The organism is Lacrimispora sp. (genome assembly GCF_032078915.1).
Lineage (GTDB): Bacteria > Bacillota > Clostridia > Lachnospirales > Lachnospiraceae > Lacrimispora.
Genome location: NZ_DAMAUN010000015.1, coordinates 33,046 through 46,557 on the forward strand (window position 1 = coordinate 33,046; position 13,512 = coordinate 46,557).

Genomic DNA, 13,512 nt, shown 5'->3' on the forward strand with positions numbered 1-13,512 from the left:
GAGGTTCTGATAAGCAGGAATGCAAATCAGAGGAAGGTTGTCCTTTTTTGTACCCACTTGAAACCAATGATTCATGATAGAGGTGTTATTTTGAAAAAAGAAGATAAGGACCGGAAACCGATTATATTAATTACCGGGGAAGAAGGATTTGATCCTTCCTTTGGTACGGCAAATTTTGTCATAAACAGAAAATATACCGGCTATGTTGCAAAAAACGGCGGCCTGCCGCTCATGCCGGAAGATGTGCGCGTGGCGAAAGAATATGTAGAATTGGCTGATGGGCTGATCCTTTCCCATGGCCCCGGCATACATAGAGGCCGTTACGGCCAGTTTTATACGGATTTTAAAGAAATGCAGGATATTTGTTCTACCAGAGATGATTTCGAATTTACTCTCTTTTCCCTGTTTATGGAAGCAGGAAAGCCTGTTTTAGGGATCGGGAGAGGTATGCAGATCATCAATACGGCACTGGGAGGTACTTTTTATTTAGAGAAAAGAGAATCGGACCAGGATCTGTCAGGGGAACTGAAAGCGGTATATCCGGAGTCAAAGAGCAGGTTCTTTGCTTTGTCAGAAACCAGCTTTCCGGCGGAGTTACTTAAAATTCCCCGGATTAGTAAATTGGGGATCAATATGCGGCCCACAGCATTTTCGGAAAAGGAATGCATAGAAGCTCTGGAACACGATGACCTCCCGATACTGGGAATTGGCTGGAATCCTCTTAATGAGAATACCGAGGAACAAAACCACTCATTGTTTCATTATTTTATTCAAATATGTAAAGGAGCGGAGTAAGCATGAAACCAGTCATTCTGATCTGCGGAGGTCCTGCTTATGACAGGCAGTTTTCAGCACCAGCCGTAATGATTAATAAAACCTATACGACGGCAGTGGCGGCGGCCGGGGGAATCCCGCTGCTTCCCATAGAACTTGATCTGACAGAGGATTATTGTAATAAAGCTGACGGCCTGATCTTAACGGGTTCTGCTTCCTTTTCACCAAAACCGGAGCTTTCAGAGGCAGTCCGGAAGGAGGAACCGAGAAGGAAAAACTTTGATGCTTCCATTTATCAGGCATTTGCAAGGGCAAGAAAACCGGTTTTGGGAATTTGTCTGGGTCACCAGGTGATCAATGAGCAGCAGGGGGGGACCATCATACGGAATTTTAAATATACGGAAGGAACTGAGCACATGCTCATCCAGCATTCGGTAAAAACGGCAAAAGGCTCTCTCCTACATGGACTGTTTGGAGAAGAATTTTATGTAAATAGCCGCCATAATAATAAAATCGGAGTCCTTGGCAAGTCCTTAAAGGTGACCGCTTATTCCAATGACCATGTAATCGAAGCCATCGAACATGATACACTGCCTGTTTACGGTGTGGAATGGCATCCGGAAAGAATGCGGGGAGATATCATAGATCCCCCGGAAGGAATTGACATGAGTCCTTTGTTTGAAGCATTTGTAAAGATCTGCAGCAGCAGGAAGCTTCATAAGGAATGGGCAGGGAAGAACGGGGATCTGCATGGATAAACGTCAAATAATCATCGAAGCAGATGAGCTGTCCAGGCATTTTATTGTAAATAATGGCTTATCTAAAGAGAAGAAAAAGATATTAAAGGCTGTAGACGGAATCGATTTAACGGTCCATAAAGGAGAGACCCTGGGATTGGTAGGTGAGAGCGGCTGCGGCAAATCGACTCTTGGAAGGACTATGATTAAGCTGCAGGAACCAACAAACGGAAAGCTTTTGTTTCGGGGACAGCGAATCGAAGCCTATGATTTTAAGAAGATGCGGCCTTTGAGAAAAAATATGCAGATTATTTTCCAGGACCCGTATGCATCCTTAAATCCCCGAAAAACGATTTTTGAATCCGTGATCACACCTTTAGATGTTTATAAAATAAAGCAGGAGAACGTACGCAGGGATATGGTACGGGAAATCCTGATGCATGTTGGATTGCAGGAAAACCAGATTCATAAATATCCCCACGAGATGTCAGGAGGCCAGCGGCAAAGGGCTGTGATTGCCAGAGCCATTGTGATGAAACCAGAGTTTGTAGTTTGTGACGAACCGGTATCCGCCCTGGATGTTTCTGTAAGAGCCCAGGTCATGAAGCTGATGAAACAGCTGCAGGAAGAATTGGATCTGTCCTATCTTTTTATTTCCCATGATTTAAGTGTGGTAAGGTATTTGTGTGATGCAGTTGCAGTTATGTATCTTGGAAAAATTGTGGAGATTGGATCCAAAAAGGAAGTTTTTGAACATCCGGCTCACCCATATACAATGGCGCTGATGTCGGCCATACCTGTTCCGGATGTGAATGTAAAAATGAGCCGAATCATTTTAACGGGAGAGGCTCCAAATCCCTTGGAGCTTCCAACCGGCTGCCGTTTCAGAAACCGGTGCCCTTATGCAGATTCCCGATGCCAGGAATCAGAACCCGTGCTTTTACCGGTAGGAACAGACCATAAAGCTGCTTGTTTTAAAACACACAATTAAAAAAACGTTTATAAATGCCGCTTGAACGGCAGAATGGAGAAGATTATGAAAAATAACAGACATTTAAAATCGTTCCTGCTGGGGACTGCCGTTGTGGGCATTCTTCTGACCGGCTGCAGCTCTCCGGCCTCTAAAAGCACCAGTACGGCAGAGCCTCAGACAAAGGAAAGTGGCACCCAGACAACGCCTGAAGAACCGAAGGCCGCTTATAACTCCACGGTCAACTATGGCATGTCTACTGCCTGGGATACGTTAAATCCCTATGACTCCGCATCAGGTTCCATGTATTCCCAGATGATCTGGGATAAGATATATGACAGACTGGCATTTGTCAGCCAGGCAGGTCAGGTGATCAAACCCAGGAATGCCAGTTCATGGGAAAACGGGGATGATGGAAAAACCGTTATTTTTCATTTGAACCAGAACGCAAAATGGCAGGATGGGGAAAAATTGACCGCCTCTGACTGGGTATATACCATAAATCTGATCACCAATCCGGATCTGATTTTAAGTAACAGCGGCTATTTCAGTTTTCTGGAAGGCACGGACAGTTCGGGAAAAGCCACCGGGGAAGGATCTGTAAAAGCAGAGGCCCCTGATGATTATACCCTGAAGCTGACATTAAAGAATCCGCTTTCTCCGGAAGACTTCCTGGTCTTATATAACCGGAACTTCTATGTCCTTCCGAAGCATCTTCTGGAAAATCATAGCATTGACGAAATTAAGGCTGCCGATTACTGGAAAGCTCCTGTAGGCTCAGGTCCCTGCATCTATGAGTCGGAAATCGTGGGGAGTCAGCTTGTGTTCCTGTCTAATGGGGATTATTATCTGGGCGCACCCGGATTTGAAAGGCTTGTCGTTAATGTCATAGCTTCTTCTAACACCTTGTCTTCTCTGATATCCGGAGAACTGGATTATTTTGCCTTTGGAAACGGGATCAATAACCAGGATGATAGAACAGTGGCAGAGACCTCCGGTTTTCAAATCACAGAATCCAAGGCCAAATCTAATTTTGTGGAAGTGATCTTAAACAACAGCAGTATCTCTGATTCCAGAATAAGGCTTGCCATGAATGAATCTCTTGACAAGGAAGTGCTGGCAAAAGCAAGTACTCAGGGGCTGGGATCTGCTTCTGCTGCTTATGTCCTTCCCGGCAGCGATTATTATAATAAAAACTTAGATACAGGCAGAGATTTGGATAAGGCAAAGGGGCTGCTTGCGGAAGCAGGTTATGATCCGGGGAAGGTATATAAGATGGCAATTGGGGAATCCCGTTCCAGTCTTGCTGCCTTGATGCAGCAGCAGTGGGCCGAAGCGGGGATACAGGTGGAAATTATTACGGTCGATGTAGCCACCATGTTTACCGGCTTAAAAGAAGGAAAATATGATATCGGCATTTCCGGTCATCAGGGAACTTCCTTTCCATTGTGGTTTGCCAATAATTTCAGCAGCAGCGTAAAAAACGATTTTTCCATTACGGATCCTGCTTATGATGAGTGGAGGCAGAAGATATACAATGAGACCGACAACGCAAAAAGAAAGCAATTGTTAAACGATTATCAGGCCTTTGTATTTGAAAATGCACCATTTATCCCTCTCTGGCACTCCGGCACCCTTTTTGTTCAGTCTCAGACCATTCAAAATGTGGATTACGAGGCAGCCGGCATGTGCAATGACAATGTATGGGAATGGGTGAAAAAATAATAAGGAGCAGGCCATGTGGAGATACATTGTCAAAAGGATATTGACTGCGGTTCCCATATTTATTGGAATTACAGCAGTGGTTTACATACTGATGAGTCTGGCTCCGGGAAGTGCACTGGACATTCTGGCAGACAGTGATACCAAGCTGAGTGCAGAACAGTATAATGATTTAAAGGCATCTTTAGGACTTGATAAACCTGCGGCAGTACGATACTTAATCTGGCTGGGAGACTTTTTAAAAGGCGATCTGGGCGTGTCTTACCGGAGCAATCAGGAAGTATCACTGATCATATCCCAAAGGATACTTCCCTCCCTGCTGCTGACAGGTACAGGAGTTTTTATTGCGATCCTGCTGGGGATTCCCATTGGTATCATGGCGGCATATAAACCTTATACCAAATGGGATTCCATTTCTTCTTTTCTGGCACTGGCAGGAGCTACGCTGCCTGGTTTTTTTATCAGTATTTTAGGAATTTATATTTTCAGCATGAAGCTTGGAGTGCTTCCTTCAAAAGGCATGTATCATGTTTCCGATAAAAGTATTCCTGATTATGTAATCCATTTGATAATGCCTGCTTCCGTTATCTGTCTAGGTTCCATAGGAGGCTTAATCAAGCAGACGAGAGGAGCCTGCCTGGAAGTATTCAATGAAGAATATATGAAAACTGCCAGGTCAAAAGGTATCAGCGAATGGAATGTAATTATAAGACATGGGCTGCGCAACGCACTGATCCCTGTGGTGACTGCCGTGCTGTTGGAAATTCCACATATTATAGGAGGCTCTACCATAACAGAACAGATCTTTGGCTGGCCGGGGATCGGAAGTCTGATGATTGCATCCATCAACAATAGAGATTATCCGGTCGTTATGGGGATCGCGGTTTTGATTGCAACGACTGTTTTAATAACCAACATAATTCTGGACATTTTGTACGGTTTACTGGATCCAAGGATTACTTATGGTTAAACAGGAAAGGGTGTTGGTTATGAAATTTATAAAAAATGTCAGGCAGACAGCTCTTTTTCAAAGCTTTAAAAAAAATAAAAGGGCGATGCTCGGGTTGTGCTATGTTCTGGCAGAGATTGCGGTTGTTATACTGTTTCCGTTGGTTTTCCGTATGGATCCGTACATCAGCGACGGCGATGCAGGTTTCTTATCAGGCCCAACTCTAAGGCATTGGATGGGCACGGATGCTGCTGGCAGGGATTTGTTTGCCCGCACCATATATGGGGGCAGGGTATCACTGCTGGTTGGCATCATATCCACTCTCATCAGTGTGTCCATTGGCCTGCCTCTGGGGCTTCTGGCCGGATATTACAGGGGAATATGGGAAACGGTTGTCATGCGGACAGCGGATGTATTTATGTCTTTTCCCAGTATGATTCTCATACTCGTCCTTGTTTCCGTAGCAGGGCCATCTCTGCTTACCGTGATTTTAATAATAGGTGTGATGGGTTGGACCGCTATTGCAAAGCTGATTTACGGTAATGTGTTATCCATCAGCAGAAAAGAGTACATAGAAGCAGGCAGGGCAGCCGGGAAGAATAATTGGTCCCTTATTTTCACTGAAATACTCCCTAATGCTGCAGGACCTGTATGGGTGATCCTTTCCTTTCGGGTGGGAGGTGCGATCTTAACAGAATCAGGGCTCAGCTTCCTTGGGGTAGGAGTTCAGGCTCCCAAAGCCTCCTGGGGGAACTTAATAAATGCTGCTCAGAATTTAAGCAATCTTATGCTCAGGCCGTGGATGTGGATACCGCCGGGCTTCCTGATCATATTTACTGTAATAAGCTTTAATTTTATTGGTGAAGGGGTTCGTGATGCCCTGGATCCTAAAATGAAATTGTCCTGATAAGGAGGTCCTTTTATGAGCAGGCCATTACTGGAAGTAAAAGATTTGGAGATCCAGCTTAAACTTTCAAACAAAGAAATGGTGAAAGCTGTGGACCGGGTGAGTTTTACCCTGAACGCAGGTCAGACACTTGGAATAGTGGGAGAATCCGGCTGCGGAAAAAGTTTGACGGTTTCTTCTATACTCGGCCTTCTGCCCAAGGGAACGGGAAGAATAAGCGGGGGAGAGATTTTATATGACGGGGTGAATCTGGCAGAGTTTAGCAACAAGCAGATGAGAGAAATCAGGAGAAAGCACATTTCAATGATCTTTCAGGAACCTATGACCTCCTTGAATCCCGTATATACCATAGAAAAACAACTGACGGAGACGCTGAGGGCTCATAGCAGGATCACAAGAAAACAGGCTTATGAGAAAGGGCTGGAGCTCCTTGACATGGTAGGGATCCCGGCAGCAGCAGAGCGGATGAAGGCCTTTCCTCATCAGCTTAGCGGAGGGATGAGACAGCGGGTGATGATAGCTATGGCTGTTTCTTCCGGCCCCAGGATTTTAATCGCCGATGAGCCGACGACTGCTCTTGATGTGACCATACAAGCACAAATACTGGAATTGATGAAGGAATTAAATCAGAATTTGAAAACGTCCATTCTACTGATCACCCATGATATGGGGGTCATATCGGAGATCGCCGATCATGTAGCTGTCATGTATGCTGGAAGAATCATTGAATATGCTCCGGTAAAGGTGCTGTTTACCAATCCTCTGCATCCTTATACGAGAGGACTGTTAAGATCCATACCAAGGCTGGACAGAGAAATAAAGGACCTTTATTCCATTGAAGGAACGGTTCCGCCTCTCGGTGAAATGCCAAAGGGATGCAGGTTTTCCGGCAGGTGTCCCGATTGTATGGAACGGTGCAAAAGTCAGGATCCTCCGCCGGTCAAAGAGGGGGATCATGAAATATCATGCTGGAAGTATGCAAATGCATGAACTTTGAACATATGGCTGATAAAAATGTGAAAAAAATGTTGACATCTAAAAAAGATGATATTATAATCAATGCATATAAAACCTATGAGTGTAATAGGATATAATAAGAGAGGATGTTTTAATATGAAAAAGACAATGGTTTATACCAAGGCTAATCATTTCTCAAATCTTGAAAAGATGGATTGCTGTTGTTGTAAAACTGTGCGCATTCATATGAATACAGCTTACTTTTATATGTATTAGAATACCTGGATCCGCAGCAGCAGGAGTATGACAGGTACTATAATAGTACCTGCTTTTTTATAAGCGGAAACAGATGATAAAATTCATCAACAAGTCTTATTGGCCAAATTCATAGGAACAGAAAGATGTGTATAGTTCCATTACCATCACGATTCAGGATGGAAAAATAGTACAGATTGAAAAAATAGAAAAAATAAGATTAAAGGACTGACTGGACAACCGGAGGTTCTGATAAGCAGGAATGCAAATCAGAGGAAGGTTGTCCTTTTTTGTACCCGAATTTAAGAAAGCTGAGAAAGAGAGATTAAAATGGCAAATACATATCAAAACCTGCAAAAGTCACACCCATGCTTTGGAGGAAATAAAAACAACGTGGGCCGGATCCATCTTCCGGTGAGCCCCGGCTGCAATATTTCCTGTAAGTTCTGCGACAGAAGAATCAATGACGAGGAAGAAAGGCCGGGAGTGACCTCTAAGGTGCTCACTCCTTCACAGGCATTGGAGGTCCTTGATAAGGCTCTTACCCTTTGCCCGGAAATTACGGTGGCAGGCATAGCAGGGCCGGGCGATACCCTGGCTACGGATTATGCACTGGAAACCTTCCGTCTGGTAAAGGAACACCATCCGGAGCTGATCAAATGTATGAGCACCAACGGCCTTCTTCTCTATGAACGGGCGGATGAGATCATTGAAATCGGAGTGGAATCCGTGACCGTTACGGTAAATGCAGTGGATCCTGAAATCGAAGCAAAGCTGAACCGTTGGATCCTGTACCATGGGCGTATTTAAGAGGGAGTCCAGGCGGCTGAGATCCTGATAGAAAACCAGTTAAAGGGCATCAGAAAGATCGCGGATGCAGGGATCACGGTTAAGGTGAACACCGTATTGGTGCCAAACATAAACGGAGAGCACATAGAGGACATCGCAAAGGCGGTAAAAGAGGCAGGAGCATGCATCTACAACATTATCCCTCTGATCCCTCAATCAGAACTTTCCCATGAAACGGCTCCCGTATGCCAGGAGATCGACGAGGCCAGAACTTTGGCAGGAAAGCATATTGACGTTTTCCGCCATTGCCAGCACTGCCGCGCCGATGCAGTGGGCATGCTTGGGGGAAAGGATTTCGGAGATATGTTATACCAGAGAAGGATCGCAGGAAGCGATACTTTTTCCCACGGATGAAGAAAGGGGGAGGTGAAACACCGTGAAATATAAGATTGCAGTGGCATCAACAGATGGAAAGGTGGTCAACCAGCATTTTGGAAGAGCCGAGGTCTTCTACATCGTGGAGGCTCACAGCGGGGATATGACATTCACATATGAGGAAAGCCGTAAAACAGTTCCCGTATGCAGGGGACAGGAGCATGATGAATCACAGTTAAATGCTGTGGCAGCCATGCTGGAGGATTGTGATTATATTCTGGTCAGCCGGATCGGAGACGGTGCAAGGGCTGCACTGGAGCAAAACAACATAGAGGCCTATGAACTGCCGGGATATATTGAGGATTCCATCCGGAAGCTTCTTGCTTTCATTGAGGTACAGAAATTATTAATTGAAATTTAGAAAGGAGGCATGACCATGAGTGAAATATATTCAGGAATCAGAGAAAGCCATCCAAACAGGTACAATGATCTGGGTTCTACCGGCAGCCGGGCGGAGAAGGATTTTAAGAACGGCTGTTTAAAGAAAGCGGACCGGAGCTTTGCCCAGGGCTTGCAGTGCCAGCAAATCAACAGCATGGCGGCTTTAATGTCTCTGGAAGATTCCGTCTTTATTGCCCATTCCCCGCAGGGCTGTGTGGGCTGTACTTCCATGGCAGTGGATCAGTACCGGGTGGGGCAGGCCCACCGTGGAGTGAAGCATATTAAGAATCCAAGGATTATCGTGACCAACTTAGATCAGAATAATGTGATCTTCGGAGGGGAAAGCAAGCTTAGAAAAGCCATTGAAGATGCAGTATCAAGGTATCAACCGAAACTTATCTTTGTATTTGCCTCCTGCGCCTCCGGCATCATTGGGGACGATATTGATGCCATAGTAAAAGAACTGCAGAAGGATAGGCAGGAACTCATCATTCCGATTCACTGCGAGGGCTTTCAATCGAAAATCTGTGCTTCCGGCTTTGATGCGGCCTTTATTTCCATAAACAAATACATACTAAAAAAGCAGAAACTAGAAAAGATAAAAGGCCTGATAAACTTATTTGCTCCTGTTTCCATAAGCTACGCAGATCAGAAGGAAATGGAGCGGATGCTGTCATTGCTTGGGCTTTCTGTAAACTATATTCCTTTTTACAGCTCCTTAGATAAGATTAAGCAGATCCCCGCGGCCCAGGCTTCCACTTCCATCTGTAAAGTATTTGCAGATGAATTCATGAAAACCCTGAAAGAGGATTATGACATCCCTTATTCCCATACAGTTATGCCCATCGGGGTCCGTAATACGGATATCTGGTTCCGTGGGATCGCAGGGATTGTGGGGAAGGAAAAGGAAGGAGAAGAGATCATAAAAAGTGAGCATGAACGGATCCTTCCTCTGGTGGAATCCATTAAGGACCGGCTAAAGGGGAAACGGGTATTTATCTGCGGCGGGACCGGCCGTTCCTTTGCTGCCGCAGCGCTGATTGATGATTTCGGTATGGAGCTTGTGGGGCTTGAAACGCCGACCTATGACGCAGATGCCCAGGCGGATATTGAATATCTTAACGCCATTCACCCCAACTATGTCCTTGACATTGCCAACATGCAGCCCTTTGAACAGGTGAATCTGGTGAAAAGGCTGAAACCGGATGTGTTCATCGGAGTTCCCGAGTGGGCGGCAAAGCTTGGGATCCCAACCACTCATGTTCTGGATATGAAACGGCCTACCATGGGATATGACGGACTTTTATTTTTGGGAAATAAAATTGCCGACCAGCTGGAAAATCCCGGTTTTAATGTGAAGCTGTCAAAGCATATCAAGCTTCCTTACAGGGACAGCTGGTACGAAGAGGATGCATTTAAATACATAATCGGAGGTGATTGAAATGTCGGAAATAATTGAAAACCCCAGAGGAGGCTGTGTTCTGGCCGGAATAAATTCCGTACTTGGGGCCATAGACCGGGTATGCCCTATTTATCATGCAGGGCCTGGATGCTGTATGCAGTCAACTGCTTCCGACCAGGGGCAGTCAGGCAATAAGAATTCCAGCTTTGTAAGCAGCGTTTCCATCCCCTCCACCAACATGCTGGAGCGGGAAGTGGTATTCGGAGGGACAAAAAAGCTGCAGTCAACCATTCAGGGAGCCTTGGACATCATTGATGCGGATGCATATTTCGTCCTTACTGGCTGTACGGCAGGAATCATCGGGGATGACATTAAAAGCATTGGGGAAGGGTTTAAGGAAAAAGGATACCCGGTCTACCCCATAGATACTCCTGGATTTGCCGGAGACAGCAACTTAGGGTATGAGGTGGTCTGGAACGCCATGATCGACCAGGTAATAGAAGAAGGAGTCCCAAAGGAAGAAGGTCTTATAAACGTATTTGGGATCATTCCCTACCACGATCCCTTTTGGAGCGGGAACTTAGAGGAGATCGCAAGGCTGTTAAGAAAGCTTGGATTAAAGGTTAATACCTTTTTTACGGAACACCAGGGAATTGAAACCATCAGGAAATCCTCCGGAGCGGTTTTAAACCTTATCATTCACCCCTGGATATTGAAAGGGCCGGCCGGAAGGTTTGAAGAAAAATTCGGAGTTCCCTTTCTCCGTTATCCCGGCCTGCCCATCGGCGCCAGTGATACCAGACGGTTTATCCTTGAAGTGGCTCATGCCTTAAAGCTGGATGACAGGTTGGTTAACAGGGTGATAGAGGAAGAGGAGGATTATGTGTACCACTATCTGGCACAGGCCATCGGCGCCCTGAGCTGGAAAAAATTCGCCGTGGTCGGGGATGCGTCAATTGCCGTGGGAATCACCCGGTATCTTGCTAACGATTACAGTTTTACTCCTGTGCTTGTGGTCATATCAGAACCGGTATTCCGGCAGGAAGACAAAGACAGGATCTTAAGCGAGCTTACTGATCTGGAATATGCAAGGCCGCCTAAGGTGGTTTTCAGTCCGGACCAGCATGAAATAAATAAAGCTCTTTTGGATGAGGAGGATATTACCCTTATCATAGGAAGCAGCAATGAGGAGGAAATCAGTTCCCTTAAAGAGGTGCAGTGCATCGCAGCGGCATTTCCCATAAAGGACCGGCTGATTTTCAACAGGGCATATGCGGGCTATAGAGGAAGCCTGACTTTGATTGAAGACTTATACGACAATTTATAATGCGAATCAGAAAGAGAGGATTTTATCAATGGGACAAATCAGACAGATAGCCATTTATGGGAAGGGAGGAATCGGAAAATCCACTACAACCCAAAACCTTACGGCGGGGCTGGTGGAGCTGGGGAAAAAGGTCATGGTAGTGGGGTGTGATCCAAAGGCGGATTCCACCAGGCTGCTCCTGGGCGGCCTGGCACAGAAAACGGTTCTTGATACGTTACGGGAAGAGGGGGACGGCGTAAAACTGGAACGCATCCTGAAGGAAGGTTATAAAGGGACCAGGTGTGTGGAATCAGGAGGCCCGGAGCCGGGGGTAGGCTGTGCGGGAAGAGGCATTATCACTTCCATAGGACTTCTTGAAAACCTGGGTGCTTATACCGATGATCTTGATTATGTGTTTTATGACGTATTGGGCGATGTGGTCTGCGGAGGATTTGCCATGCCAATCCGGGAAGGAAAGGCCAAAGAAATCTACATTGTGGCAAGCGGGGAGATGATGGCCCTGTATGCGGCAAATAACATTGCAAAAGGCGTTAAACGGTATGCAAAGTCCGGAGGGGTGAGGCTTGGGGGAATCATCTGCAACAGCCGGAACGTAGACCGGGAACTGGATCTGCTCCGCGCCTTTTCAAAAGAGCTTGGGACCAAGCTTCTCTACTTCGTTCCAAGGGATAACATTGTGCAGCATGCGGAGATCAACCGCAAAACAGTCATTCAATACAAACCCGATTCCAGCCAGGCAAATGAATACCGGAATCTTGCTCAGGCAATCATCGACAATCAGGATTTCACCATCCCCACGCCCATGGACCAGGAACGGCTGGAAGAGATTCTTTTTGAATTCGGACTCATGAACATCAATGACGATTATAAGATCTAAGCGCAAAGGGTGCTGGATCTAGGAGGGTATCAATGAGTAATATTCATAAATCAATCACGGAACTCATAGGAAAAACGCCTCTTTTGGAGCTGGAAAATTATGAAAGAAAACACGGTCTGGAAGCGAAGATCATAGCAAAGCTTGAATATTTCAATCCAAACCAGAGCGTAAAAGACAGGATCGCACTTGCCATGATCGACGATGGGGAAAAAAAGGGACTCTTAAAGCCGGGGGATACCATTGTGGAAACCACCAGCGGAAATACAGGGATCGGCATGGCGGCAATTGCGGCAGCCAGGGGATATTCCTTCCGTGTATATGTCCAGGACAACGTCAGCGAGGAACGGTTTAAGAACATCAGGGCTTTTGGCGGGGAAGCCATCAGGCTTTCTGAGGTGCCGGAGGTCCAGGCGGTGTTAGATGAAACGGGCGGGGATTTTGTGGCGGCTGTCAGAACGCTGAAGGAAAAGGTGCTGTCTAAGGAAAAAAACATCTTTTTTGTCAATCAGATCGAAAATCCGGCAAATCCTTCTGTTCATGAAGCGACCACAGGGCCGGAGATCTGGGCGGATACGGAGGGAAAGGTGGATATTTTAGTGGCCTGTGTCGGTACAGGAGGAACCGTATCGGGAGCAGGAAGGTATTTAAAAAGTAAAAATAAAAATATTAAGATCGTAGCCATACAGCCGGGGCCAGGTTCCCTGCCCAATGAGACCGATCCGCTGCCGCCGGATATCACAGGGGTCCATCCCTTTGAAGGGGTGCCCGCAGAACGGATTCCCCATACCATGGATTTAAGCATTTACGATGAAAAATATGAGGTAGAAACTTATCAGGCATATGAAGCTGCAAAGGAAGTGGCAAAAACGGACGGGATTTTAGTGGGAACCTCATCCGGAGCCGCCATTTTCGCAGCAACCCAGGTGGCAAAAAGAGCGGAAAACAAAGGGAAGAATCTTGTGGTTATTTTGGCGGATACCGGTCTCCGGTACCTGTCCACGAAGCTTTTTGAAGAAGCTTAGTCAAAGTT

15 protein-coding genes are annotated in these 13,512 nt (G+C 46.1%); all 15 read left to right on the forward strand.

The window, feature by feature from the left end; all coding sequences use genetic code 11:
- On the forward strand, positions 1–795 hold a 795-nt coding region (locus tag RT269_RS08215), incomplete at its 5' end, for a gamma-glutamyl-gamma-aminobutyrate hydrolase family protein (protein WP_313181795.1).
- Between the two features lie 2 nt (positions 796–797).
- On the forward strand, positions 798–1,532 hold the full coding sequence (locus tag RT269_RS08220; protein ID WP_313181797.1) for a gamma-glutamyl-gamma-aminobutyrate hydrolase family protein: 735 nt from the start codon (positions 798–800) through the stop codon (positions 1,530–1,532).
- Positions 1,525–2,502 carry an ABC transporter ATP-binding protein gene (locus RT269_RS08225; protein WP_313181799.1) on the forward strand — a complete coding sequence of 326 codons (978 nt, stop codon included), beginning with the start codon at positions 1,525–1,527 and terminating at the stop codon, positions 2,500–2,502. The genes RT269_RS08220 and RT269_RS08225 overlap by 8 nt, the downstream gene beginning before the upstream one ends.
- A 45-nt stretch (positions 2,503–2,547) precedes the next feature.
- On the forward strand, positions 2,548–4,206 hold the full coding sequence (locus RT269_RS08230) for an ABC transporter substrate-binding protein (RefSeq protein WP_313181800.1): 1,659 nt from the start codon (positions 2,548–2,550) through the stop codon (positions 4,204–4,206).
- Between the two features lie 13 nt (positions 4,207–4,219).
- Positions 4,220–5,173, forward strand: coding sequence for an ABC transporter permease (locus RT269_RS08235; RefSeq protein WP_313181801.1), 954 nt, complete (start codon positions 4,220–4,222; stop codon positions 5,171–5,173).
- Positions 5,174–5,192: 19 nt separating this feature from the next.
- Positions 5,193–6,059, forward strand: coding sequence for an ABC transporter permease (locus RT269_RS08240; RefSeq protein WP_313181802.1), 867 nt, complete (start codon positions 5,193–5,195; stop codon positions 6,057–6,059).
- Between the two features lie 15 nt (positions 6,060–6,074).
- Positions 6,075–7,049 (forward strand): ABC transporter ATP-binding protein, encoded by a 975-nt coding sequence (locus tag RT269_RS08245; protein WP_313181803.1) that lies wholly within the window; start codon positions 6,075–6,077, stop codon positions 7,047–7,049.
- 370 nt (positions 7,050–7,419) lie between these two features.
- The gene (locus RT269_RS30365; RefSeq protein ID WP_313181856.1) at positions 7,420–7,503 is read left to right on the forward strand and encodes a DUF2292 domain-containing protein; all 84 of its coding nucleotides are present in this window, start codon (positions 7,420–7,422) and stop codon (positions 7,501–7,503) included.
- Positions 7,504–7,601: 98 nt separating this feature from the next.
- Positions 7,602–8,081 (forward strand): radical SAM protein, encoded by a 480-nt coding sequence (locus RT269_RS30125; RefSeq protein ID WP_331664109.1) that lies wholly within the window; start codon positions 7,602–7,604, stop codon positions 8,079–8,081.
- Between the two features lie 96 nt (positions 8,082–8,177).
- On the forward strand, positions 8,178–8,474 hold the full coding sequence (locus RT269_RS30130) for a hypothetical protein (RefSeq protein ID WP_331664110.1): 297 nt from the start codon (positions 8,178–8,180) through the stop codon (positions 8,472–8,474).
- 22 nt (positions 8,475–8,496) lie between these two features.
- Entirely contained in the window at positions 8,497–8,856 is a 360-nt protein-coding gene (locus tag RT269_RS08260) for a NifB/NifX family molybdenum-iron cluster-binding protein (protein ID WP_313181805.1), read from the forward strand.
- Between the two features lie 15 nt (positions 8,857–8,871).
- The gene (locus RT269_RS08265; protein WP_313181806.1) at positions 8,872–10,317 is read left to right on the forward strand and encodes a nitrogenase component 1; all 1,446 of its coding nucleotides are present in this window, start codon (positions 8,872–8,874) and stop codon (positions 10,315–10,317) included.
- A gap of 1 nt (position 10,318) precedes the next feature.
- On the forward strand, positions 10,319–11,605 hold the full coding sequence (locus RT269_RS08270; protein ID WP_313181808.1) for a nitrogenase component 1: 1,287 nt from the start codon (positions 10,319–10,321) through the stop codon (positions 11,603–11,605).
- A 37-nt stretch (positions 11,606–11,642) separates the two neighbouring features.
- Entirely contained in the window at positions 11,643–12,482 is an 840-nt protein-coding gene (nifH, locus tag RT269_RS08275; protein WP_334291474.1) for a nitrogenase iron protein, read from the forward strand.
- Between the two features lie 32 nt (positions 12,483–12,514).
- Positions 12,515–13,504 (forward strand): PLP-dependent cysteine synthase family protein, encoded by a 990-nt coding sequence (locus RT269_RS08280; protein ID WP_313181810.1) that lies wholly within the window; start codon positions 12,515–12,517, stop codon positions 13,502–13,504.
- Positions 13,505–13,512 lie beyond the last annotated feature (8 nt).

What these genes read in the sequence shown, in the direction of transcription:
- RT269_RS08220 (WP_313181797.1), top strand. Translation starts at nt 798, where the DNA reads ATGAAACCAGTCATTCTGATCTGCGGAGGTCCTGCTTATGACAGGCAG.
- RT269_RS08225 (WP_313181799.1), top strand. Translation starts at nt 1,525, where the DNA reads ATGGATAAACGTCAAATAATCATCGAAGCAGATGAGCTGTCCAGGCAT.
- RT269_RS08230 (WP_313181800.1), top strand. Translation starts at nt 2,548, where the DNA reads ATGAAAAATAACAGACATTTAAAATCGTTCCTGCTGGGGACTGCCGTT.
- RT269_RS08235 (WP_313181801.1), top strand. Translation starts at nt 4,220, where the DNA reads ATGTGGAGATACATTGTCAAAAGGATATTGACTGCGGTTCCCATATTT.
- RT269_RS08240 (WP_313181802.1), top strand. Translation starts at nt 5,193, where the DNA reads ATGAAATTTATAAAAAATGTCAGGCAGACAGCTCTTTTTCAAAGCTTT.
- RT269_RS08245 (WP_313181803.1), top strand. Translation starts at nt 6,075, where the DNA reads ATGAGCAGGCCATTACTGGAAGTAAAAGATTTGGAGATCCAGCTTAAA.
- RT269_RS30125 (WP_331664109.1), top strand. Translation starts at nt 7,602, where the DNA reads ATGGCAAATACATATCAAAACCTGCAAAAGTCACACCCATGCTTTGGA.
- RT269_RS08265 (WP_313181806.1), top strand. Translation starts at nt 8,872, where the DNA reads ATGAGTGAAATATATTCAGGAATCAGAGAAAGCCATCCAAACAGGTAC.
- RT269_RS08270 (WP_313181808.1), top strand. Translation starts at nt 10,319, where the DNA reads ATGTCGGAAATAATTGAAAACCCCAGAGGAGGCTGTGTTCTGGCCGGA.
- RT269_RS08280 (WP_313181810.1), top strand. Translation starts at nt 12,515, where the DNA reads ATGAGTAATATTCATAAATCAATCACGGAACTCATAGGAAAAACGCCT.